Source organism: Pedobacter sp. HMWF019, assembly GCF_003061025.1.
Classification (GTDB): domain Bacteria; phylum Bacteroidota; class Bacteroidia; order Sphingobacteriales; family Sphingobacteriaceae; genus Pedobacter.
Genome location: NZ_QAIL01000409.1, coordinates 1 through 25,788 on the forward strand (window position 1 = coordinate 1; position 25,788 = coordinate 25,788).

Here is a 25,788-nt window from a genome sequence, read left to right on the forward strand (position 1 = left end):
ATACCAAACCAAACAATTCATTGCTATTTCCAAAAGAAATCTTGAATTAAAGAACTGTTATTCCTAAACGAACTAAATTAAAGCATAAATATGGCAACCCATAGGGTAGTTTATGATTTGATCAATGAAAAGCTATTGCTCCATAAGATTTCTATGGGTGATGAAGCTGCTTTTAAAGAGGTATTTGATACCTATAAAGGCAGGGTATTCACGTTCGTGGAAAATTTTATTCATTCCAGAGCTGATGCAGAAGAGATTGTTCAGGAAACCTTTTTAAGTCTGTGGCAACAGCGGAACAACCTGACAAACGTAGAACATCCAAGAAATTATATTTATACCCTGGTGAGGAACAAAACCATGCGCTACATCGGTAATGCCATAAGAGATGAAAAAATGCAGCGGATCATCCTGGCAAATATGCAAACTGAAAGCAATGCTACCCAGGAGGATATGGACTTTCGTGAAAGTAAGAAACGCATAGATGAAGCCATCGCCAGACTGCCCGAACAGAAGCAGAGAATTTTCAGGATGTGCCGGGAGGAAGGACTGAGCCATGAGTATATTGCTGCAGAGACCGGACTTTCACGGAGCAGGGTGAAAAATATTATGGTTGAAGTTTTAAGATATGTGCGCCTCTTTTTGGCCCAGGAAAGCCATTTAATGGTGCTTTTTGTCTTTCTAAAAAAAATATTTTAAAAAAAATCAATTTAAGGCGGTCCTTTAAGCGCTTTCATGTAACTATAGGATAGTACTGCACAAATAGCAGTGATTTGTCCTGATGGAGAGAACAAAAGAAAGGTTTGAATACCTTCTCGAAAAATATATAAATAAAACAGTAAACCAGGAAGAATTAAAAGAGTTTTTTAATTACCTGGAACTGGATGAATATAGCCGCCGCTTAGAGACCGAGATGGAGCAGCGGTATAAAACCGTTGTGCCAGGGGCAGGTGTGCATACGGTAAACTGGGATGAAATGTTTACAGGGATTGTGTCTGCACCCGAAGAAAGAAAGGTTCGGCCTCTTTGGAAAAAGGTGCTGAAAATAGCTGCGGTATGGACAGTAGTTGCGGGTGCAGGACTGCTGGTATGGAAGGAACGCGCTGAGTATCTCAAACAAAGAACAAAGGTTGTTGCATTCCTCCACCAGGATAAAGAGCCGGGGAGCAATAAAGCGGTTCTTAAACTTGGGAATGGAAAAGAAATCATTCTTGATGCCAGGAACGAAGGATTGCTGGCCAGTCAGGGTGGAACCAAAATCAGTAAAACAGCGGATGGAATGCTGATGTATGATGCGGCCTCTGGTGATGGAAGTGATATTGAAGGTAAGTCTTATATAAATACCTTAAGCACCCCTTCCGGGGGTCAGTATAAGATCGTTCTTCCAGATAACAGCCAGGTTTGGCTGAATTCAAGTTCATCGATTTCCTTTCCGGCGGTATTTACAGGAGCTGAAAGAAATGTGACATTAACCGGAGAGGCTTATTTTGAGGTTTCAAAGGATAAGAATCATCCTTTTAAAGTAAAAGCCGGGAAAGCGGAAGTTACCGTATTGGGCACTCATTTTAATATTATGTCCTATGCAGATGAACCCCGGTCTGAAGTTTCTTTAGCAGAGGGTTCTGTCCGGGTAAATCTGGAAAGAAATTCCCAGTTGCTGGTTCCGGGTCAGCAGGCTTTATTTAGCAGTAGTTCAGATCATATCAGCCTGAAAAATATTGATCCGGAAGAGGTTGCAGATTGGAAGAACGGCTATTTTCAGTTTGACAATACACCCATCGAGCAGGTAATGCGCCAGATTAAGAGGTGGTACAATATAGAGGTCGTTTACCAGGATGTAAAGCCAGGACTCTACATTACAGGAATGATTTCCAGAACAAAGAAATTATCCAAGATCCTGGAAATGCTGAAAGAAACCAGCGGTCTGGAATTTGAAGTTGAAGCGAAACAAATCACTGTTAAAACAGGAAAGGAGACGATTATGAAGAAATAATTACTAAAATTCTAGAGGTTAACCTACAAAAATTAACCTTTCCGGATTGCGTCCCGGAAAGGTCAAAAAATCCTGCTTGGCGGCAGGGTTGAAGGGTTACCCTATTCATTGTGTCAATCAACCAATACTTAAACCCTACAAATCAAATATATGAATGATTATTCACATTCAATAAGGAGCGCTATTGCCCCTTATAAAATTGCCATACTGGTTATGAAACTCACAGGAATATTAATCCTGGTCCTTTCCCTACAGGCATCAGCAACCACTTTTGCCCAGCGGGTAACGCTCTCCAAGGACCACGTCAGTTTGAAGGAACTATTTAAAGAAATAAGAAAACAAACTGGTTACGATTTTATCTACGGTAATGAAGTACTGGAACGCACCGGACCCATCACCGTACAGGTAAAAGATAAAGAAATAGCAGATGTGCTTAAATCTATTTTTGAGCCCAGAAATTTAACTTTTACCATTAAAGACAAAGACATCCTGGTTAAAGCGGTACATGTAGCTGCGGTACCAGACCGGATTGTTACCGGGAGAGTGGTATCTGCGAATGATGGTATTGGCTTACCTGGTGTTTCGGTCAGAATTAAAGGCGGTACACTGGCCACCTCTACCAATGAAATGGGTAACTTCTCGATTCGGGTGAAGGATGGAGATGTCCTGGTGGTGAGTATGTTGGGTTTTAAAAATCAGGAGATTCCTGTTACTGGAAAAAATACCTTTAGCATTCAAATGCATGAGGATACCAATGCCCTTAATGAAGTGGTGGTTACCGGATTTCAGAACATTGAAAAGAAATTGTTTACTGGTGCCGCAACGACCATTAAAGGTTCGGATGTCAAACAGGACGGAGTGATAGACGTGAGCCGTATGCTGGAAGGTAAAGTGGCCGGTGTATCGGTGCAAAATGTTTCCGGAACCTTTGGTACGGCACCTAAAATACGTGTTCGCGGAGCAACTTCCATTTCTGGTGAGAACAAGCCACTTTGGGTAGTAGACGGAGTGGTACTGGAAGACATTGTAAACATTTCCAACGATCAGCTTTCGAGTGGTGATGCGACCACTTTAATCGGGTCATCTGTTGCCGGGATCAATGCGGATGATATCGAAAGTTTCAATATCCTGAAAGATGCTTCTGCAACGGCTTTGTATGGCGCAAGAGCGATGAATGGTGTGGTCGTGATCACCACTAAAAAAGGAAAGGCTGGAAATACGACGATTAATTACAGTGGGAATTTTTCTACCTTTTTGAAACCAAGCTACGATACTTATAATATTATGAATTCAGCAGATCAGATGTCTGTATATGCTGAAGTTTACCGTAAAGGCGGTTTATCACCTAATATTGTGAACGGTATGAATGGCGGAGTATTTGCTAAAATGTACCAGCAGATCAATACATTTGATGCGACTTCCGGACAGTTTGGTGTAGAAAATACGCCTGAAGGAAGATCCGCCTTTCTAAAGCAGTATGCGAAAGCAAACACCGATTGGTTTGATGTACTTTTCCGGAATTCTTTTGTACAGGAACATTCCCTGAGCATTTCTTCAGGATCTGAGAAATCGCAGCATTATTTCTCTATGGGTTATTATAATGATAACGGATGGACCATTGCAGACAAGGCCAAACGTTATACAATGAACCTGCGTGGAAATTATACCCTTTCACCAAAATTGAATATAGGTATCCTGGCTACAGGCGCTTTTCGTCAGCAGAGGGTACCAGGAACACTGGGCCGCACCAGCAATGTTGTGGAAGGTAAATATACCCGTGATTTCGACATCAATCCATTTAGTTATGCGCTAAACACCAGCCGTACTTTAAGACCATATGATGAAAATGGAAACCTGGAGTACTTTACCCGTAATTATGCGCCTTTTAACATTATAAAAGAATTAGATAACAATTATATCGATCTGGATATGATTGATATGAAATTACAGGGGGAACTGAACTATAAATTCCTGAAAGATTTTGAATTCAGATCTGTTGGCGCCATGCGTTATGTTAAGACCACGCGCGAACACAAGATTACGGAATATTCCAATATGGCAGCGGCTTACCGCTATATGCCAAACTCTACCATCACCAATGCCAATATTTTCCTGTATGATGACCCTGATCATCCGGAGATCATTGACAAAGAAACGGTATTGCCACAGGGTGGTTTTTACAACAGGAATGATGATTACCTGTTGAATTTTAACGTAAGAAACCAGATCAACTGGAGGCATGATTATGGTAAGCATGCCCTGAGTGCGTTTGTCGGGCAGGAGATCAAATATGCAAACCGTCAAAACAGTTTCAGCAATGGTTATGGTTACCAATACGATAAGGGAGGTAAACCTTTCATTGATTACCGCATTATAAAAATGCAACTGGAAGGCAATTACAATTATTATGGAATGGACCAGTTCTATGACAGATATGCAGCCTTCTTTGCAAACGGAAGTTATTCTTACGACTCAAAATACATTATTAACGGTACCTACCGGTATGATGGAAGTAACCGTTTAGGAGAAACCAGTAAAGCCAGATGGCTACCAACCTGGACCATAAGTGGTGCCTGGAATGTGGACGAAGAAGACTTCATTAAGAAGATTCCAAGCATCAGCTTTTTAAAACTGAGGTTAGGATACGGATTAACCGCGAGTATGGGAAGTGCAACCAATTCATCGGTGGTATTGACCAACAGTACAACCTTGAGACCGAGGTTATCTGAAGTGGAGCCGAGGATTGAACTGGATGGTTTGGAAAACTCTGAACTGACCTGGGAGAAACAATACGAAACGAATATAGGTGTGGACCTGGGGCTATTTCAAAGCCGTGTAAATTTCTCTTTCGATTATTACAGAAGAAATGGTTTTGACCTGATCGGAAGTTTCCGTACTTCAGGTATTGGAGGGGAGTTCACCAAATACGCCAATTATGCGGATATGAAATCGCGGGGGGTAGAGATTACGCTTGGCGGTATGCCGGTCAAAACAAAAGATTTCAGCTGGTCAACTAATTTTACTTTTGGGTACTCTAAAAACAGGATTTCAAACTTAAAGAGCAAGCCGCGTATCTACGATTTAATCGTACCAGAAGGCGGTCCTAAAGAAGGTGGAGCGGTAAGAGGCTTGTATTCTATAGATTTCAAAAAGTTAAATGGTGTTGGTGTACCTACTTTTATAGACGATTACGGACAGCTCAATACCAGTGTTTATGTTCAAAGTACCACAACAGATTACCTGAAATATGAAGGCCCGGTAGATCCTCCGGTTACTGGTGGCTGGACCAATACATTTAGATATAAAGATTTCTATTTTAACTTCTTTGTTTCTTACCAAACGGGTAACAAGATCAGGTTAAACAATGTTTTTTATACGACCTATGACGACAGTAAAGCCATGCCAAGAGAATTTCTGGACAGATGGACTCTACCTGGAGATGAAAACATGACCAATATTCCTGCAATTGCTGATTATCTGATGGTTAAGTCTTTGGCTGGTAAATATCCGTTCACTGCTTATAACTATTCTTCAGACAGGGTTGCAGATGGTTCATTTGTACGCCTTAAACAGGTAGCTATAGGTTACGATCTGTCCAGGAAATTTGCAAAGACCATTGGTGTAAACTCTCTGTCTTTAAAATTACAAGGTAACAACATCTGGCTGATCTATGCGGATAAAAAATTAAAAGGCCAGGATCCGGAGTTCTTTGGTTCTGGTGGTGTGGCATTGCCTATCCCGCAACAATTTACATTGTCCTTAAAAGTTGGAATTTAAAAGCATTTGAAATGAAAAAATATACTGCATATTTATTGATCTCTATAGCATCCCTGGGTACCGGATGTAAAAAATATCTGGAGCAGGCTCCGGATCAGCGGACCAAATTAAATACCCCGGAAAAGGTTTCAGAGTTATTGGTAACAGCTTACCCTAGCGGAAGCTATATTATGCTTGCCGAGGCCATGTCTGACAACCTTTCTTTTAACAGTACAACCGGATATGATAAACCTGAAAACAGGGATGCCTATTTCTGGAAGGATGTGGAAGGTACCGGACAGGATACCCCGAATAACTATTGGAATGACTGCTACGCGGCTATCGCGGCTGCGAACCAGGCACTTGATGCGATAGATAAAATAAGTGATCCGCAGAATTACAGCGCTCAAAAAGGGGAGGCCCTGGTTGCCCGCGCTTACGCTCATTTCATGCTGGTTACTTTTTTCTCTAAATGTTATGATCCGGCAACGGCAGCAACTGATCCGGGTATACCCTATGTAACCACACCGGAAAGTGTAGTTCTTAAAAACTACGAAAGAAAAACAGTGACCTACGTGTACGAGCAGATCGAAAAGGACTTACTTGCTGGTATTCCATTATTAAAGGATGAGCAATACCGGGTTCCGGCATATCATTTTACCCATAAGGCAGCCTATGCCTTTGCCACCCGATTTTACCTCTTTAAAAAAGACATGGCCAAAGTTGTTCAATATGCTGGCCTGGCTTTCCCTGCCAATAATTTTGCGGCTAATGTTCGTCCGTGGCTGGCTTTTGGTTCTCCAACAGGAGGTTCTACCGAGATTGCACAGAATATGTCGAGCGCAGCCAATCCGGGTAATCTGTTGCTTTGTGAAACATCTTCATGGGCAGCAAGAAATTATGCAAGAACAATTTATTCTTTGAGCCAAAATCGTTTGAATAGTATTCTTGCTCCGGTTGGTTTAAGCCTGAATGCATATAAGACCTATTCTTACTCTTCTACCTTCTATTTTGTGCCAAAACTTTATGAACATTTTGTACGTACCAGTATCAATGCAAGTACAGGAGTGGGTTATCTGATGCAGTCTTTGCTGACTACTGAAGAGGTGCTTTTAAACAGGGCTGAAGCCTATATCATGCAAGGAAAGTATGCAGAAGCACTTACAGATATGAATACACTGATCAGCACCAGAATGACGAATTATGTTGCCGCAAGCAGCAACTTAACAGAGACAAAGATCACCACCTATTATGCGGCCAAAACCGAGGATGTGAAACAAGCTTACCTGTATGCGCTTTTGGATTTGAAGCGTGCCGAATTTGTGGAAGAGGGTATGCGATGGATGGATATCCTCCGGTTAAAAATGACTGTTACACATCTTGATGCCAATGGAAACACAATGGAACTGGCTGCTGACGACAAGCGTAAGCTTTGGCAGTTGCCTTCAGAAGTTACTCTTGCCGGTCTGGCACAAAATCCACGTTAATTTTAGAACCAAGAACATGAAAAGACAATATATTTTAATCTTACTCTTTTTTGTTGCCTCCTTCCTGGGCTGTAAAAAGAACGAAAATCTTGATCGGGATATCGTTGGTCTGGGTGGCGATACCTGGGAGCAAACAGCACTGGACCAGTGGCTGTATAATAACTTTACCAAGCCTTACAACATCAGTGTAAAATACAGATGGGATGGTACGGAATACGACAATTCCAAAACACTTACTCCACCTAAATTCGAAAAAGTACAGCCTTTAATGGAGGTGGTTAAATCCTGCTGGATTGATGCTTACACGGCAGAAATCGGACAGGATTTTATAAAACGATTTGCACCTAAGCAATATGTACTGGTGGGTAGTTTACAATACAACTCCGGTGGTACGGTTACTTTAGGAGAAGCAGAAGGTGGTGTTAAGGTCACTTTATTTAATGTCAATAATTTTGATAAAACAGACCGTTCGGTTGCAAAGAGGGTATTGAAAACGATACACCACGAATTTACACACATCCTGAACCAGACCGTTACCTATCAGAAGGAGTTTCCAATGGTGACTCCGGCCGGATATACGGCAGATTGGAACAACAGTTCAGCTTTTGCAGCAAATGGTTTCATTAGCCAGTATGCCCAGGCTGCTCCTGGTGAGGATTATGCCGAGATGGTTTCTATTATGCTGACCGAAGGAAAGCAAGGATATGAGGCGATTTTAAAGGCCAATACATCTGCTACAGCAGTGGCTGCTATCCGGGCAAAAGAACAATTGGTGGTGAGTTATTTTAAACAGACCTGGGGCATTGATATTTATGCGCTGCAAAGCCGCGTACAAATTGCGTTGAACCAGACTGCGCCGCTTTCGCCCTTAACTTATTTGGGTTTTGGAAAGAACAATACGGCTTTAACCGTTAACCCAGACAATTTACCAGGTTTATCAGCTGATTTTAAAGACGTTTTTGCTGCTGCAAAAACAGGCTTGGCATTGGTAGGAGGTGCAGGGCGTATCCTGGATAATTTCAATATTCTTTATCCTGCTGCAAATCAGATGGTATTGAGGTTAAATTACCGCAGCTCAACAGGAAGTGCTTTGGTGGCCAATTTTACTTACAATGTAACTTCAGATGCTAATGGTAATATTTCTCTTGTGCTGGCGAGTACCGACGGTAATGCCGGGGTTATTGCTTCAGGTGTAACCAGTTTAACAAATTATCTGACACAGAATAAATTTACTTATAAGTGGTTTTATAGTCCGAATTATGCATCAGAATATATCGGTCTTTTTAAAACAGCTGATCCAACATCTTTCTTCTTTGGTGTTCCTGGTAATTAATTCATTCTAAAAATATATTCCAATGAAAAAAATAATATATATTCTGCTGGTTGTAGTTGCTTTTATAACCAGTTGTAAAAAAGATCAGGACCCGATCTTTGATGATCCTGACACCAGGCTGGCAAAGGCTTTAGATGCGGATAAGAGTCAGATTACCTCGGCAACCAATGGCTGGAAAGCGATGATTTACCCTAAAGGTGGAAAGGGTTTCTCTTTTTATTTTCTGTTTGGTGCAGATGGTAAAGTGAAAATGTTGTCTGATTTTAATGCAGCTACAGCTACGACCTTGCAGGAAAGCACTTATCGTTTGAAAGCGCTGCAACGTCCTACATTGATTTTTGATACCTACAATTATATCCATTTGGCTGCAGATCCTGATGCTTCGGTAAGCGGTGGTGCTTCTGCATCTGGTTTGTCTTCGGATTTTGAATTTGCCTTTGCTTCTGTAGCGGGCGATAGCATCAAAATGGAGGGAACTTTTAACAGCAATAAAATGGTGATGATCAAACTGGGTGTTGAGGAGTCGAAAGCCCTGGTGGCGGGTGGGCTTAAAACGATGACTGAGGCGAATACAGCTTACTTACAGCTAAATAAAAACCCTTATTTGCTGTTTTCTGATGGGACTAAAGGTGCCATTTTGATTGATCCTGTTGCAAAAACGGTGAAGTTAAATTATCTGGACAGTAAAGAAGTCAGTCAGTTGCAAACAGTAAATTTTGCTTATGGCATCAATAAAATTACACTCAGCGGTTATTTGAAATATGGTAATTTCAGTTTTAATGAGTTGTTATACGATCCGGCTGCGAAGATCTATTATGCCATGTCTGGTAGTACCCGTATTGACTTGCAGAATTCTGTAACACCTATTATTCCGCTCAGAACCTTGTTTATGCCGGCTGGAAAGGATTATTCTCAAATGGAGTACAATCCGGCTACTGTGGCCGCGAACTTGTCTTCTGATTTTAATACGAAATATAATGCGGCCAAGACTGGTTTAGCGGCTGTGGGAAATGCAGGCCGGACATTGGACGCTGTGAGGGTAATCATCAACCTGGATAATACGATGAGTTTAAGGTTTTATTACCACAATACTGCGAATTCGAATTTTCAGGCCAATATGACTTATAGCTATTCGAGGGATGCAAATGGAACGTACTCTTTTGTGTATCTGGCTTCGGATGGTAATGCGGGTGTTGTTGGTGGTGGTTTGACGTCGTTAAAAGATTACTTCAGTAACAATACATTTAAAGTGGATTGGGTTTCTAATCCTGGTGGAGGGGCTTCTTATGGTGGTTTTTATACAACTGCTAATCCGGCTTCCTTCTTTTACGGTACTTTAATTAAGTAGATTAATTTTAGTGTGAATAGGGAATGGGGTATCCGTGGATTCGGATACCCCTTTTTTGTACATGATGCTTTTGGAGGTGAATTTTTTGGAAAATTCTGTACAGCTGCTTCAAGACTAACGATATCAGGCGGGCTGAAGGGCCCGCAGATCTCTGAGGTCTTTCCGCAGCGTACGAGAATTTTCCGTCGCAAATTGCAGAAAAGGGTGGGTGACCGTGTAGGGTGTTGAGAGTAGGGTGTGGCGAAGCAGGGCGTGGAGCAGCAGACAAGCAGGGCGTGGAGAAGCAGGGGTGTGGAGAAACAGAGAAGCAGGGTGTTGAGAGTAGGGTGTAGAGAAGTAGGGTGCGGGGAGTAGTTTTCTTTTTTTATAGTTTGTTTTGAAACTATTTGTAAGTCAGTGTGTTTGTTGATTGGGTTCAGCTGCTTATTTATGGAGTCAAAGAGACATACGCTAACAATGCTTTCTGAAAAGGGTGTTTTGTTTTTGGTGGTGTTTTGTCTTGTCTTTCAATGGTCTTGTACGGTAAAACGACCCTTGGTTAAAGTAGGATCTGAGGTTAGAACTGATGTGACGCCTGCGCCTGTCGCGCAGATGAACAAAAGTGACGTTGATTTTCAGTCTGAGTTTAGTAAGGTTTTTAAGCGTAACCTGAATGATCTGGTGTATCCGGAGCTGATCCATCATTTTTATGAGAAGGAGAATTATCAGCCTGTACTGATTTCCAGATTCCTTATTGATCATTCTATTGAAGGTTTTCTGGATTATTTGTCGCAGGCGGGTAAGCATGGGCTAAATCCGGAGTTGTTTGGTTTAATGGTTATTCAGAAACGATACGATGAATATCTGGAACAAGGATCAGTTTCTGGTAAAGAAAGCTACAGGAACAGTATGGAACTGGAATTATCGGTAGCAAGTGCCTTGATTAAGTACAGTTTGGTATTGCAATATGGTTTGACTGACCCCGCAAAGATTTGTCCTCATTACAGCACGCTGACCTTAAGGCCGGATAGTGCAGCTATTTCTCATGTATTGGAAGTACAGTCTCTGAGGAAATACCTGGATAGTATACAGCCTAAGAACCGGCAGTACCTGGCTCTGCAGAGGGCTTTAAATGCGGAAGCGCGGACAGCCATGAAAAGCAGGGAGGAGGTTTGTATGGCGCTTGTGGTTAACCTGGAACGGTTGAGATGGAAGAACCAGCCTTCCGGGCAAACTTTGGTTCGGGTGAACATAGCTAGTTTTAACCTTGATGTTTTGAATCAGGGAAAATCGATTATGCAGATGAAGGTTTGTGTAGGGGAGAAAGGGGAGAAGGAAACCCCGCAGCTCAATAGTATGATTTATTCGGTACAGGTCAATCCGGTGTGGAATATTCCGCAAAGTATTGCCAGAAACGAGACGACTAAAAATGCCGCTGAGGATCGGTATTACCTGGCCAATAACAATATTAATGTATATAAGAAAGGTAAACTGATCGGGGATCCGGATTCGATTGACTGGAGTATGGCAGATCCGGATGAGTATTCTTTTAAACAGCAACCCGGGGAACAGAATGCCTTGGGTCGAATTAAATTTCTCTTTAAGAATGAAAGTAGTGTTTATCTTCATGATACACCGGTACAGTCTCCTTTTAAAAAAGAGATGCGGGCCATTAGTCATGGTTGCGTACGGGTAGAAAAACCACTGGAGCTTGTGTTGGCGCTTTTTGGGCAAAATGATAGATACGAACAGATCAAACGGGCCATGAGCAGCGGCTATCCTAAAGCTAAATTTATTAGACTGCCTAAACCTGTTCCCATCTGGATTACCTATTTTACGGCATGGGCAGATCAGAATGGCCTGATTCATTTGTATAAAGATGTCTATCAACTGGATCCTCTTGTGTACAGAACTTTGCTGTAATCTGTAATTGTGACCTATGTTTTCTGGACAGCTTTTATTCGGTGTCTTCGGCAGTGGAATGTGTTAGGACTTGTTGATACTTTTGTTCGTCAAACTCATTTTCACTTTTGGCAATCACAATGGTTGCGATGCCATTGCCAATGAGATTGGTAATGGATCTGGCTTCTGACATAAAACGGTCTACACCCAAAAGGATGGCTACATTCTCAATGGGCATGATCTTTAAGGAAACCAGGGTAGTGCTCAATACAATAAATCCGCTTCCTGTAACACCAGCGGCTCCTTTGGAAGTGACCATTAGTATACCCATTGCAGTGAGCTGCTGCCAGATACTGAGTTCAATGTTGAATACCTGAGTAAGAAAGATCAGGGCAGCAGACAGGTAAATAGAAGTGCCATCCAGGTTGAAAGAATAACCGGTAGGAATGACCAGACCAACTACCGATTTGGAACAGCCAAACTTTTCCATCTTTTCCATCATGCTGGGCAGTGCTGATTCAGAGGAAGAGGTACCCAGGACCACCAGAATTTCCTGACGAATGTATTTGAGATAGGCCCATAAACTGAATTTGTAGCGGTAACAGACCAGGTTAAGGACCACAAATATAAACAGAAGACAGGTGAGGTAGACCGTAAACATGATTTTGGCCATGGGCAGCAGGGTATGAAGGCCATAATTGCCCACGGTGAAGGCCATTCCGCCAAAGGCTCCGATGGGTGCCAGTTTCATCACGAACTTCATCATGTTGAAGAGTACCTGTGAGATTTTTTCAAATCCATGCAATACTGAGGCGCCGGACTCACCCATTTTGCTCATGCCGAAGCCAAACAGAATGGCAAAAAACAAGATCTGCAGGATTTCTCCCCTGGCAAAGGATTCTACAATGTTATGTGGGACGATATGGGTCACAAATTCCAGCCAGTTGATGTTGTCAGTAGCCAATGGTACGACATCTTTAATCTTTTCATGTACCGGGGTAACACCTGCCCCAGGTTTGAGGATATTGGCAACCAGTAGCCCAATAAAAAGAGCAAGGGTAGTCATCACTTCAAAATACAGCAGCGCTTTTCCGCCTACACGACCAACTTTTTTCATGTCGCCCATTTTTGCAATACCCAGTACAATCGTAAAGAAGATGATGGGCGCAATAAGCATGCTGATCATATTGATGAACGTCTTGCTGATGGTTTGGGCCGTAGGTGCAAAAGAAGGAAAGTAGGCGCCTACTTCTATACCTAAAAGGATGGCTAAGATAACTTGAAAGGTAAGGTTGCTGAAGATTTTTTTCATTGCTTGCGCTGGTTAATCGCTGTCTGGTTTAAGACAACAGCACCAGGAGGCTGTTGCTGTTGTTGGGAGTTGAATTTAAGATAATTTTTTAGAAAGCGTATGATTTATAGTTGTTAGCGGATAATAAGACAAATTTTTATAGTTTTTTAAATGCTACGTATGTGTTCTCAGATTCCATTGTAATTTTTTACTTGAAATTTAACCCGATAATTTGCAAATCTTAAAGATGTTTGATATTATTGTATTATAGTGTAGTATAGTATAGTACAGAATGCTACAGACTATACTGCTTTAACCCAACCAAATATGAAATTATGAACCCATCTTTACCAAATTATTCATGTGTTTTAGTTTGTATCAACTCCAGATTCCTTTCCGGGTAGTAAAACGATTCATTTAATGTAATGATTGGTTTACCTGTTTTGTAATAAGACAGATGATCAACAGCTATAATATTTCCCAATAAATATTTAACCAAATAAACGATGTATAAACAATCTATTGCCGTAAAGGGAGCACCAGGCATTAAGCTTAAATTTTTTCTGAGTTTAAAACTATCATGCCTTCTCCTGATGATTACTGTAGTGCAGGTCAGTGCAGCTAAGTCATCTTCTAAAAAGAATAATTTAAAAATAGCTTTATCAGAGAAAGCCATAATAAAGCCAGGTCAAACTATTGTTGTTTCAGGTGTTGTTAAGGATGCAAATGGTTTGCCTTTGCCAGGTGTTACTATAAAGGTAAAGGGAACAAATAAAGGGGTATTGACAGGAAACAATGGTAGTTACAGAATAGAGGCTGTGGATGAACAGGCGGTACTGGTATTTAGTTTCATTGGATATATTGTTCAGGAAGTTCCTGTTGCAGGTAAAACACAGGTTAATGTTGTGTTAATCGAAGAATCGTCCAAACTTAATGAGGTGGTTGTGGTTGGTTATGGTACGCAGAAAAAAGCGAACCTAACTGGTGCGGTTGCTACAGTAAGTGGAGATGAATTGACCAAACGTCCGGTAGTCAGTGCTGCAGCTATGTTGGAGGGAACAATGCCAGGTGTACAGGTCAATCAAGGATCTGGTGAACCAGGTAATGAAGGCGTATCTATTCGTATTCGTGGTAACGGTACATTTAGTAGTGCTGGTTCTGATCCGCTGGTTTTGATCGATGGTGTTCCTGGTAATTTTAGTGATGTGAACCCAACAGACATCGACAATGTATCGGTACTTAAAGATGCAGCCTCTGCTTCTATTTACGGGTCCAGGGCAGCTAATGGTGTAGTTTTGGTGACCACCAAACAAGGAAAAGCTGGGAAGATGTCGGTTCAATATGATGGAAACCTGGGGATTTATAAGCCGACGAAGATGTTTAAACTCATCACCAATTCTGCACAATATATGGAATTGTATAATGAGGCAAGGCTGAATTCGGGATTGAATGATGTGAACAGCCTTTACCCTCAGGACCAGATTGATCTGTACAGAAACAGTACAGACCGTTTGAAATATCCTAATACCGACTGGTTGGGTTTGATCTTCAAAACGGCGCCTACTCAAAACCATAACCTGACTTTTAACGGGGGGAACGATAAGACGACTTATAATGTGTCCTTAGGTTATGTAGACCAGAACGGTATTATTAAAGGATTTAATTACAAAAGGTATACGGGCCGTGTGAATCTGACTTCAAAAATAAATGACCACATCAAATTTGGTACAAATATTTTGCTAAAAGGGGGAACTACAGAATCCATACCTGGAGGCTCTAAAGATCTTTTCCTCTCTGCCATGTCGCAGGCACCTACTTATGGTCCTTTTTTACCAGATGGTAGCGGCCGTTATACTTATAAGGCCTATGATTTTGAGTACAACAATAAAAATGCGGTTGCGGTATTGGATAAAAAATTTACCCACAATACTAATGATTATGCGGTAAATGCCCAGGGCTGGATAGAAGTCCAGTTTACTAAAGACTTGTCCTGGTATACAAAGGGTGCTGTAAATATCAATATGGATAAATACAAGGATTTTAAATCTACTATTGACGAATATTACTACAGGTCTGGTCAGTTTGGTACATCCCTGGATTTGGGAAAGGGATTGACTGATCAGGATGAACAAACCGTTTACACCAACTTGTACAGTTATTTGAACTATGCCCACGATTTTAATGGCCATAATATTAAAGCACAGGGAGGTTACAGTATTGAACAGAGTAAGTATTCTTATTTACAAGGATATCGTAAGAATTTTGCTGATGAGAGTTTGCAAGAGCTCAACGCAGGTGGGGCAGATTTGCAAAACTCGAACGGTACGTCCAACCAGTGGGCGATTATGTCTTACTTTGGCCGTTTGAACTATGATTATAAGGGCCGTTATTTATTAGAAGGTAATTTACGTTACGATGGGAGTTCCAAGTTTTACGGAAAAAATAAATGGGGCGTATTTCCCTCTTTTTCTGCCGGATGGCGAGCTACAGAGGAGCAATTTGTAAAAGACCTTAACTTAACCTGGCTGAATAATTTTAAATTAAGAGGTTCATGGGGTAAACTGGGCAATCAAAAGGTTGCAGTGGGTGGTTATGAAAAATTATATCCATATCAGGCCTTATTGGATTTGACAGGTAATTATTCTTTTGACAATTCGACCTTATCAACAGGGGTAGCACAAACAAGCTTGAATAACCCTGACATCAAATGGGAGACCACTACAATGACAGACATTGGTGCAGATATTACGCTGTTTAAGAATTTCAATGTTACTTTTGACTGGTATAAGAAAAGAACTACGGATATTCTCAGACAGTCACAAGTGACTGCAATTGTTGGCTTAAGCGCACCATTTATTAACGACGGAACTGTTGAAAATACGGGTGTAGAATTAGGCTTGAATTATAACAATGTGATACAGAGTGGAGCACTAAATGGTTTGAGTTACAACTTTGGCGTAAACCTGGACCGCTTTAAAAATAAATTGGTAAAATACGGTCAGCAGGATATCTATGACTATACAACAAATTTAGAAGGCCAACCTATCGGGAATTTTTATATGCTGGATGTGATTGGTATCTTTCAGTCTGCACAGGAGGTGGCCAATTCTCCAAAACAATTTAATGACAACACTTTACCAGGCGATTTAAAATATAAAGATGTAAATGGTGATGGAAAGATTGATGCCAATGACCGAACATTAATCAGCGGTGCTTACCCGAAACTGAACTATTCCTTTAATATGGGAGCTAACTTTAAGGGCTTTGATTTTTCAGCCAGGTTCCAGGGCGTTTATGGTGTAAAATCTTATGTTTCGGGCTGGGGTGTTACGCCATTTGTTCAGGGATCGCCTCCAACAACAGATTGGTTAGATCGCTGGACTCCGGAGAATCCTTCTACAACTATGCCGCGCATTTACTGGGGCTGGAGTGCACCTCAAAAATTCTCCCGTGCTTCTAGTTACTTTTTACAGGATGCCTCTTATTTAAGACTTAAGAATGTGGTTTTAGGTTATACGCTTCCAACAAAAGTAACTAAGGGTATCGGCCTTGAGCGGGTTAGACTTTACTTTTCAGGAGATAATCTTTTTACTTCTACAAAGTTTAAAGGGCTTGATCCGGAGCGCTATGGCAATGGCGATTTGGTTCAGTATCCCCAAAATAAAATTTATTCCTTTGGTCTAAACGTTACTTTTTAATTGATCCTATGAAAACTCGTATTATAACAACTGTATTATTTGCATGCCTCTCTTTGGGCGCATGTAAAAAATCACTGGAACTGAATCCACTGGATCAGATCGCAGCGTCAAACTTTTACAAATCGAAGCAAGACTTTGACAGGGCACTTGCAGCTGTTTATTCGTCAATGCAGGGAGAAGAATTTTCTTATGGCATGCCTTTTCGGGACGGATTTACAGATAATGGCTATAACCAATTTAATTCTGGTAGTGCAAATGATTTTTTGCAAGGAAATTTAAATCCAACAACAGGTGGGTATGAAACCGGAATCTATAACGACAGTTATTCAGGAATCACCAGGGTGAACATTCTTCTTAAAAATCTTACTGCCTATACGGGTTCGGACATCAGCGATGCCGATAGAAAGGCCTATCAAGCTGAAGTTCGTTTTATCCGTGCGTATTTCTATTTCCAGTTGTACAGCATTTATGGAGACGTTCCATTGGTTTTAGAGCCATTGGATCTCAGTACTCAAAAACAGCCTAAGGTTCCTGCAGCTCAGATCTTAACCCAAATCATTGCTGATTTAGACTTCAGCATAGCGAATCTAAATACGAACGCTTATTACGCTAATGGAGGTCATGCTGCATCATCCTCTGCAAAGGCTTTAAAAGCCAGAGTACTGATGTTTTCCGGATACGGAACAACGGGAACTCCTGATCTTACGGTTTTGGCACAAGCCAGAGACCTTTGTCTGGATGTGATCAAACAATACAAACTGAGTACTAATTTTGAAGACATATTCCGTGATGCGACACAAAAGAACAACACCGAAATTATTTTTTCTGTTAACTTTTTAGCACCGAGTAATACGGCGCCATGGGATATGTATTATGGTGACTGGGTGGCTTCCTCTCCTTTAAAAAACTTCGTTAATGATTTTGAGTGTGCAGATGGTCTTCCTTATGGTACCTCTCCATTGACGGATACAAGCAATCCTTTTAACAATCGTGATCCAAGATTAAAGAAAACGGTGTTTGTTGACTTTGTAGATTTTGGTAATGGTAAAGTACACCATCCGTCAAATCCTCGTCCAACAGGTTATGGAGTGATTAAATTTTTGGAACCGAACAACATCCCTTATGGATTTTCTACGCTGAGCCAGCAGGATGCGGTTATCCTGAGGTTAGCTGAAGTATTGTTGATGTATGCTGAGGCTCAAAATGAAATAGCCGGACCGGATCAATCGGTTTATGATGCCATGAGAGATTTAAGGGCGCGTGTGGGCATGCCGGCCTTCCCTGCGGGGTATAATCAGGCGCAGATGCGGCAAAGAATACGTCATGAAAGACGTATTGAACTTGCCTTCGAAGGTTTGCGTCACTACGACCTGCTCAGATGGCATATTGCCGGGGATGTTCTAAACAAGGTTACAGATAGTCCGGTTTCTTATCATTTTGAAGATAAGTTTTACAAATGGCCGCTCCCGCAAACAGAAATTGATAAAAGTGGGGGAGTACTCGTCCAAAATCCTAATTACAAATAAACGGAATTCGCCATGGTACATGATATGCCATGGCGAATTACTTTTACATACACACACACAGGTAATTAACTAATCCTCTAGTAAGAAATGAAATTTGGAAAGATCCTCTTTAGTTTTTGCATTTTACCCCTAATCGTCAGCGCGCAGGAAAAGAAAGTAACTTCATATGTCAATACTTTTATCGGAACAGGCCCTGTTGATGGTAACAGTTTATCGGGAAATAACTTTCCTGGTGCAGCTGTCCCTTTTGGCATGATACAATTAAGCCCGGATACAAAAGATGTTCCGGACTGGAATGCCGCCTCTGGTTACGATTATAACGACAAAACCATTGCAGGGTTTAGCCATACCCATTTAAGCGGTACAGGTGCGGCTGATTTTTTTGATTTGTTGTTTATGCCTACTACTGGAAAGGTATTTACCACAGCTGGTGAGGAGAAGAATACCGCAAGCGGTTACCGGTCTCGATTCAGTCATGATCAGGAATCTGCAAGGCCTGGTTATTACCAGGTGAAATTGCTGGACTATGGCATCAACGCGGAACTTACTGCTACTACACATGCCGGTTTTCACCGCTATACTTATCCTAAGAACAGCACCGGCCATGTGGTGCTGGATTTGAACCATACCTTGAACAAAAACAGCTGGTCTACAAAAATTATTCAATCTCAGATCAGGGTGATAGATCAGCATACCATTGAAGGTTTCAGGATACTGACAGGTTGGGCAAAACTGCGTAAAGTCTATTTTAGAGCGGAATTTTCAAAACCTATTTTAAAGACGTTAATTGTTAACGGTGATAAAGAATATGAAAATGAACCGGTGGTGAACGGTAGTGATTTACGAGCTGTATTTGATATAGATACCAGGGATGGAGAACCATTACTCCTCAAAGTAGGGATTTCAGCAGTGAGTACTGAAAATGCGAAAAATAACCTTCAGGCAGAAATATCCGATTGGAATTTTGATCGTAGGGTAACGCAGGCAGATTTGTTGTGGGAAAAAGAACTGAGTAAGATCATGGTGGAAGGTTCGGCCAAGAAGAAGGAGATCTTCTATACCAGTTTATACCATGCCTTCCTGCAACCTAATACGATGTCTGATGTGAATGGCGATTATATTGGTACGGATGATGTTGCCAGAAATAGCAAAGACGGTGCTTTTTATTCCACTTTTTCTTTATGGGATACGTACAGGGCAGCACATCCGTTGTATACGCTGGTTCAACAGAAACGCAGTACAGCGTTTATTCGCAGTTTATTGTCGCAATACGATACCTATGGTTATCTTCCCATCTGGCAGTTATGGGGGCAGGAGAATTATTGTATGATTGGAAATCATTCTATTCCGGTACTGGTGGATGCGATATTAAAAGGGATAGATGGAATTGATGTAGAACGTGCTTATGAAGCAATTAAAAGATCCTCCATGATTTCCCATCTCAATTCACCGTTCCGGATCTGGGAAAAGTACCACTATATTCCTGAAGACTTGCAAACGCAGTCTGTGTCCATAACGCTCGAAATGGCTTATGATGACTGGTGTGTAGCTCAACTGGCTAAAAAGCTGGGCAAAACAGGAGATTACACTTATTTCCTAAACCGGTCCTCTTATTATAAAAACTTATACGATCCTAAAATTAAGTTCTTCCGGGGCAAAAATTCGGATGGAAAATGGATAGAGCCCTTTGATCCGCTAAAATATGGGTCTAATGGAGGAAATCCTTTTACAGAAGGCAATGCCTGGCAGTATTTCTGGTACGTGCCTCAGGATATTAAGGGGCTGATACAGTTAACTGGAGGAGAACAGCAATTTGCAGAAAAACTGGATAAATTTTTTACGCTTGAGGGGGGGTCTGAGGAAACCAATAACAATGCTTCTGGTTTTATCGGGCAATATGCACATGGGAACGAGCCCAGTCATCATGTGAGTTACTTATACAACTATGTTGGTCAACCTTGGAAAACCCAGTTTTATACGGCAAAAATTGTAAATGAACTTTATACCGATAGCCATGCAGGGTATCCCGGCAATGAAGATTGCGGGCAAATGTCATCCTGGTATGTATTCAGCTCAATGGGGTTCTATCCAGTAAATCCAGCCAATGGCATCTATGCCATCGGCTCGCCCTCATTTGAAAGTGCAGAGATCCGCATGGAAAACAACAAAACATTCAAGATCACAGCAAAAGGTGTTTCTGATCAGGCAGTCTATATTCAGTCTGTTAAATTAAATGGGAAAGCTTATCCCTATATTTATATCTTGCATAAAGACATTGTAAACGGAGGGCTGATGGAGTTTGTTATGGGAAATAAGCCCAATAAGAATTGGGGGGTTAAATCAAAAGATAGAATACCAGATCAAATCAATTAAAGAAATATGAACATCGGTACAAAATATATAAAGATAATATTAGGGCTGGTATTTGCATCCGGCATAGCGGATGCACAGGGGAGTAAGACAGGAGAAACCAAAGGGCTTAAAATTTGGGACGATAAGCCTGCAAAGGATTGGATGACACAGGCCTATCCTATCGGTAACGGAAAAATTGGCGCCATGATCTTTGGTGGTGTTGAACAGGAACATATTCAGTTTAATGAGAGCAGTTTATGGACAGGTGATGAAAAAGAGACGGGAGCATACCAGGCTTTTGGAGATATTTACATCGATTTTGACCACAGCAAGCCTAGTCAGGTTAAGGATTATAAAAGAGCTCTGAATCTCAGCAGTGCCCTTCATACAATAGAGTACAAAGAAGGCAGTGTGAATTATTCAAGAGAATATTTTGCAAGCTACCCGGCTCAGGCCATGGTTTTTAGCTATACGGCAAAAGAGAAAAACGCTTATACCGTAACCATCAAACTGAAAGATGCACATGCAGCTAAAACATACGGACAGAGAGATCGGTTGGAGATCAGTGGCGTTTTAGACAATGGGTTAAAATATGCAGCAGTTCTGCAGCTTAAACAGGAGGGAGGTACCTTAAGTGTGGAGCAGGACAAAGAGGGAAATAGGGAGATCCGGATACAAAAAGCCAATAGTTTCCAGATGGTGCTTTCTGCAGCAACCAGTTACCTGAATCAAAGACCGGCCCATTGGAAGGGGGAAGATCCTGAACAGGTTGTTCAGCGTTACCTGTTGGCTGCAACTGCTCAAAAATATGGAGAACTAAAGCAAACTCATCTGAAAGACTACCAGACTTTGTTTAATCGTTTTGCTTTGCAGATCGGTAGAAATGTACAACAGGATGATGTTCCAACGGTTCAAAGAGTGGTGAATTACAAAAAGATTCCGGACCCGGGTTTGGAAAGCCTTTTGGCACAATATGGAAGATATCTGCTGATCAGTTCTTCCCGGAAAGGTGGACTGCCAGCCAATTTGCAAGGTCTGTGGAACAACAGCAACAATCCGCCATGGCGGTCTGATTACCACTCCAATATTAATATTCAAATGAATTATTGGCTGGCTGAGCCTACCAATCTTGCTGAATGTGCAGTACCTTATCTCGATTATATCAATAGCATGAGGGAAGTGAAGAAGCAAAATACGCAGGCAGAATATCCGGGAGTGCGGGGTTGGACTGTAAAAACAGAAAATAATATTTTTGGAGGAGAGAGTTTTTTATGGAATACGCCAGGTAGCGCCTGGTATGCACAGGCCCTTTGGGAGCATTATGCGTTTAACCAGGATAAGACCTATCTGCAGAAATTTGCTTTTCCCATTTTGAAAGAGGTTAGTGAGTTTTGGGACGACCGCTTAAAGCGCAGGCCAGACGGGGTATTGGTGGCGCCAGATGGATGGTCGCCGGAACATGGACCGAGAGAAGATGGGGTGAGTTATGATCAGCAGATTATATATGACTTATTTACCAATTATGTGGAAGCTGCAGATTCCTTACATATAGATCGATCCTATCGTGACCATGTGCTTGACATGCGTGACCATTTATTGCAGCCAAAAATTGGTAAATGGGGTCAGTTACAGGAATGGGAAGCAGATAAAGATGATCCGGAAGACAAACACCGGCATGCCTCTCATTTGTTTGCTTTACATCCCGGAAGGCAAATCAGTATCACTAAAACACCCAAACTTGCAGAGGCGGCCAAGGTAAGTTTAACCGCCAGAGGAGACGAATCTACAGGCTGGTCTATGGCCTGGAAAATGAACTTTTGGGCAAGGCTTCATGATGGAAATCATGCGCACCAGATTTTAAAGAATTTCATCTCTCTTGTGGGTGGTGGAGATGTAGATTATAATAAAGGTGGTGGTGTATACGCTAATTTACTTTGTGCACATCCGCCATTTCAGATTGATGGTAATCTGGGATACACTGCCGGGGTAGCCGAGATGCTACTTCAAAGTCAGGAAGGATTTATAGACTTGTTACCAGCTCTTCCGCGGGCATGGGAAGCTTATGGAGAGGTTACAGGATTAAAGGCTAGAGGGGATGTAACGGTAAACATGAAATGGGAAAAAGGAAGAGTAACCTCTTATGTTTTGACCTCCCCAACTGTAAAATCAGTAAGGGTTAAAGTGAATGGAAAATTTAAAACTGTTCAAACCCGGAAATTATAATTTGAACATGAAATTTAGTGAAATACGCGTTATAGTCTTCATTTTTTTAATGTTTTGTCTGGGCAGTTCTGTTCAGGCAAAACTAATATTACCAGCTGTATTTACCGATAATATGGTCTTGCAGCAGAAGAGTAAAATAGAGATCTGGGGTAAATCGGAAGCTTTAAAAAATGTAACATTTACGGCAAGCTGGACGACAAGGAAGTATAAGATTACAGCAGATCCGTTAGGGAATTGGAAAATCAATATAGGAACACCTTCCTGGGGTGGCCCTTATGCCATTCATATTTCTGACGGAGAAGAAATCACGTTGAAAAATGTAATGATAGGTGATGTTTGGTTCTGTTCCGGCCAGTCCAATATGGAATTTCCGATGCATGGCTGGACCAGTGTGAATAACTATGAAAAAGAGTTGGCCGAGGCAAATTATCCAAACATCAGGCTTTTGCAGGCAACCCATGTAAATAGTAATCTGCCGTTGCAGAATGCCAGGATTGACAATAGAGGATGGAAGCCTTGTTCATCCCAGAATATAAATGAATTCTCTGCTGTGGCTTATTTCTTTGCCAGGGAGGTTTACAAAAAGACGGGTATTCCAATTGGTCTGATCCATTCATCCTGGGGAGGTACGGTGATAGAAGCATGGACTAGTGAACAAACGATAAAAACGGTGCCTGGTTTTGGTCCTGCACTTGCGCAGCTCCATCAGGATGCAAACAGTGAAAAATTATCTTTTACACGCGAAGATGCGAACAGGCCTACCGCTTTGTACAATGCCATGATTCATCCTTTTATTCACTACAAGATCAAAGGCGTGATCTGGTATCAGGGAGAAAGCAATGCGTGCCGTGCACATCAGTACCGTAGCCTGTTTCCTGCATTGATTAAGGACTGGAGGCAAAAGTGGAAATTAGGTGATTTTCCCTTTTACTATGTGCAAGTGGCAAATTATGCTAAAGGAGAAGGAGATATGCTTTCCTGGCCCGAATTAAGGGATGCCCAGCGGCAAACGCTCTCGGTTTCAAATACAGGAATGGCGGTTACTATTGATCTTGGGAACCCGGACGATGTACACCCCAGAAACAAGCAGGATGTTGGAAAGCGCCTGGCCCTGATTGCACTGGCTAAAACGTATAGGCAGCCTGTTGTATATTCGGGACCTGTGTTAAAGCACTATCGCATCAGTGAAAATAAAGTGCTATTGAACTTTAATTTTACAGAAGGTGGGCTTCAGAGTAAAGGAGACAGTCTGTTAAACGGTTTTCTGATCGCGGGCCGGGATCAGAAATTCTATCCGGCCAAAGGAATCATCAAAGGAAATCAGATTGTGGTGAACAGTGCAGAGGTGCCACACCCTGTGGCCGTTCGTTACGCATGGGCTAACAATCCATTTTGTAATTTATACAATGGAGCTGGTTTACCAGCCTCACCTTTCAGAACGGATCATTGGAAAGACAGCACAGATCCTTTGTAAATATAAATTTATATGTCTATAATTGCGTAACCAGTTACTTATCTATGAACGCAGAAGAAGAACAGCCGCCTAAACGAAGCCGGCGGGATTATGAGATTGACTTTAAGTTGCGCGTGGTTCGCGAAGTTGAAAGTGGCCGGATGAGTTATCATGAAGCTCAAAAAGCCTATGGTATACAAGGTAAGAGTACAGTGCTGGTTTGGCTGAGAAAACATGGCTGCCTGGATTGGAAATATCCTAAAAAACAAAGTACACAGCGAAAAAATGAACTTCATCCCGAGAAACGCATCAAACAATTGGAATCGGCCTTAAAGAGAGAACGAACCCGCAATCAGATGTATGAAAACCTGTTTGAAATCCTGGAAAAAGAACAAGGAATTCAATTGCCGGAGCAACATAAGGAACTGGATAAATTGAAGCCTGGCAAATTACAACGAAAAGTTTAACGCTCTAACAATATGAAGTCTAACCTAGTCATTTTATAATGAATTTTTTTGATAAGATTGGTAAAATAGCCATTGGAAGCCGGCTTCGGATGTTGACAGAGAAGATCACGGAAGATGCAGCACAGCTGTATAAATCATATGATGTTGATCTTCAGCCAAAGTGGTTCCCTGTTTTTTATGTGCTTTCGCAGGGGGAAGAGAAGACGGTCACTGAAATTGCCAAAGAGATAGGACATTCACATCCCTCGGTGAGTAAGATCCTGGGTGAAATGTCTAAAAAGGGGCTGATCAGAGAAAAAAAGGATAAAACTGACGGACGTAGGAATATTGTAGGACTTTCCAAAATGGGCTTACAAATTACGGAGAAGATTGAAGTGCAGTATGGAGATCTGGAGGGCGCCATTGAAGCAATTACACAACAAACACAGCATGATCTTTGGAAGGCGGTAGCAGAATGGGAGTTTTTGCTGGAGCATAAATCTTTGTTGCTGAGGGTGCAGGAACAGAGGAAGGCCAGGGAAAGTAAAAATGTAGAAATTGTTAACTATGAGCCTAAATACAAAGAAGTTTATAAAACCCTTAATGCGGAATGGATTTCAACCTATTTTAAAATGGAGGATGCAGATTATAAGATGCTGGATGATCCTGAAGGTTACGTTTTAAATCATGGTGGACATATTTTTGTGGCCATTTATAATGACGAACCTATAGGGGTATGTGCATTACTTAAAAGAACAGATCCTGAATATGGATATGAACTGGCAAAAATGGCGGTTTCTCCCCGTGCTCAGGGCAAACATGCGGGATGGTTGCTCGGACAGGCGGTTATAGAAAAAGCAAAGCTTTTAGGTGCAGATAAGCTCTATCTGGAAAGCAATACTTTACTAAAACCAGCCATCAACTTATATCATAAACTCGGTTTTAATAAGGTGCCCGGCAGAAATACCGGTTACGAAAGGGTTAACATCCAAATGGAACTGCAA

15 protein-coding genes are annotated in these 25,788 nt (G+C 41.6%); 14 read left to right on the forward strand and 1 reads right to left on the reverse strand.

The features are described 5' to 3' along the window. Positions 1-90 precede the first annotated feature (90 nt). The 7 genes from DBR11_RS22045 (at position 91) to DBR11_RS22080 (ending at position 11,816) form a co-directional block, all read left to right on the forward strand. Complete coding sequence (locus tag DBR11_RS22045; protein ID WP_108554772.1) at positions 91-696, forward strand: RNA polymerase sigma-70 factor; 606 nt, start codon at positions 91-93, stop codon at positions 694-696. 82 nt (positions 697-778) lie between these two features. After that, positions 779-1,990, forward strand: a complete 1,212-nt coding sequence (locus DBR11_RS22050; RefSeq protein WP_108554773.1) for a FecR family protein — start codon at positions 779-781, stop codon at positions 1,988-1,990. 150 nt (positions 1,991-2,140) lie between these two features. Next, positions 2,141-5,767 carry a SusC/RagA family TonB-linked outer membrane protein gene (locus DBR11_RS22055; protein WP_108554774.1) on the forward strand — a complete coding sequence of 1,209 codons (3,627 nt, stop codon included), beginning with the start codon at positions 2,141-2,143 and terminating at the stop codon, positions 5,765-5,767. Positions 5,768-5,778: 11 nt separating this feature from the next. Continuing rightward, a complete protein-coding gene (locus DBR11_RS22060; RefSeq protein ID WP_108554775.1) occupies positions 5,779-7,233 on the forward strand; it encodes a RagB/SusD family nutrient uptake outer membrane protein in 1,455 nt (484 codons plus the stop codon). A gap of 16 nt (positions 7,234-7,249) precedes the next feature. Beyond that, on the forward strand, positions 7,250-8,566 hold the full coding sequence (locus DBR11_RS22065; protein ID WP_108554776.1) for a putative zinc-binding metallopeptidase: 1,317 nt from the start codon (positions 7,250-7,252) through the stop codon (positions 8,564-8,566). 22 nt (positions 8,567-8,588) lie between these two features. Beyond that, the gene (locus tag DBR11_RS22070) at positions 8,589-9,914 is read left to right on the forward strand and encodes a DUF4302 domain-containing protein (RefSeq protein WP_108554777.1); all 1,326 of its coding nucleotides are present in this window, start codon (positions 8,589-8,591) and stop codon (positions 9,912-9,914) included. A gap of 429 nt (positions 9,915-10,343) precedes the next feature. Continuing rightward, the gene (locus tag DBR11_RS22080; RefSeq protein ID WP_108554779.1) at positions 10,344-11,816 is read left to right on the forward strand and encodes a L,D-transpeptidase family protein; all 1,473 of its coding nucleotides are present in this window, start codon (positions 10,344-10,346) and stop codon (positions 11,814-11,816) included. A gap of 34 nt (positions 11,817-11,850) precedes the next feature. Here DBR11_RS22080 and dctA read toward each other — a convergent pair whose 3' ends face one another. Continuing rightward, positions 11,851-13,107 (reverse strand): C4-dicarboxylate transporter DctA, encoded by a 1,257-nt coding sequence (gene dctA / locus DBR11_RS22085; protein WP_108554780.1) that lies wholly within the window; start codon positions 13,105-13,107, stop codon positions 11,851-11,853. A 485-nt stretch (positions 13,108-13,592) separates the two neighbouring features. Between dctA and DBR11_RS22090 the strand changes: the two genes are divergently transcribed. The 7 genes from DBR11_RS22090 to DBR11_RS22120 all read left to right on the forward strand — a co-directional run. Next, positions 13,593-16,784, forward strand: coding sequence for a TonB-dependent receptor (locus tag DBR11_RS22090; RefSeq protein WP_199233917.1), 3,192 nt, complete (start codon positions 13,593-13,595; stop codon positions 16,782-16,784). An 8-nt stretch (positions 16,785-16,792) separates the two neighbouring features. Continuing rightward, positions 16,793-18,310: a RagB/SusD family nutrient uptake outer membrane protein gene (locus DBR11_RS22095; protein WP_108554781.1), complete on the forward strand. Its 1,518-nt coding sequence runs from the start codon at positions 16,793-16,795 to the stop codon at positions 18,308-18,310. Between the two features lie 87 nt (positions 18,311-18,397). Next, positions 18,398-20,683: a GH92 family glycosyl hydrolase gene (locus DBR11_RS22100; protein WP_108554782.1), complete on the forward strand. Its 2,286-nt coding sequence runs from the start codon at positions 18,398-18,400 to the stop codon at positions 20,681-20,683. 6 nt (positions 20,684-20,689) lie between these two features. Continuing rightward, complete coding sequence (locus DBR11_RS22105; RefSeq protein WP_108554783.1) at positions 20,690-22,885, forward strand: glycoside hydrolase N-terminal domain-containing protein; 2,196 nt, start codon at positions 20,690-20,692, stop codon at positions 22,883-22,885. Then, positions 22,848-24,359 carry a sialate O-acetylesterase gene (locus DBR11_RS22110; RefSeq protein WP_199233918.1) on the forward strand — a complete coding sequence of 504 codons (1,512 nt, stop codon included), beginning with the start codon at positions 22,848-22,850 and terminating at the stop codon, positions 24,357-24,359. Before DBR11_RS22105 ends, DBR11_RS22110 begins: the two co-directional genes overlap by 38 nt. A gap of 44 nt (positions 24,360-24,403) precedes the next feature. Continuing rightward, positions 24,404-24,805 carry a hypothetical protein gene (locus DBR11_RS22115; protein WP_108554784.1) on the forward strand — a complete coding sequence of 134 codons (402 nt, stop codon included), beginning with the start codon at positions 24,404-24,406 and terminating at the stop codon, positions 24,803-24,805. Between the two features lie 38 nt (positions 24,806-24,843). After that, positions 24,844-25,788: bifunctional helix-turn-helix transcriptional regulator/GNAT family N-acetyltransferase (locus DBR11_RS22120; protein ID WP_108554785.1), on the forward strand; the 945-nt coding region annotated here is incomplete at its 3' end.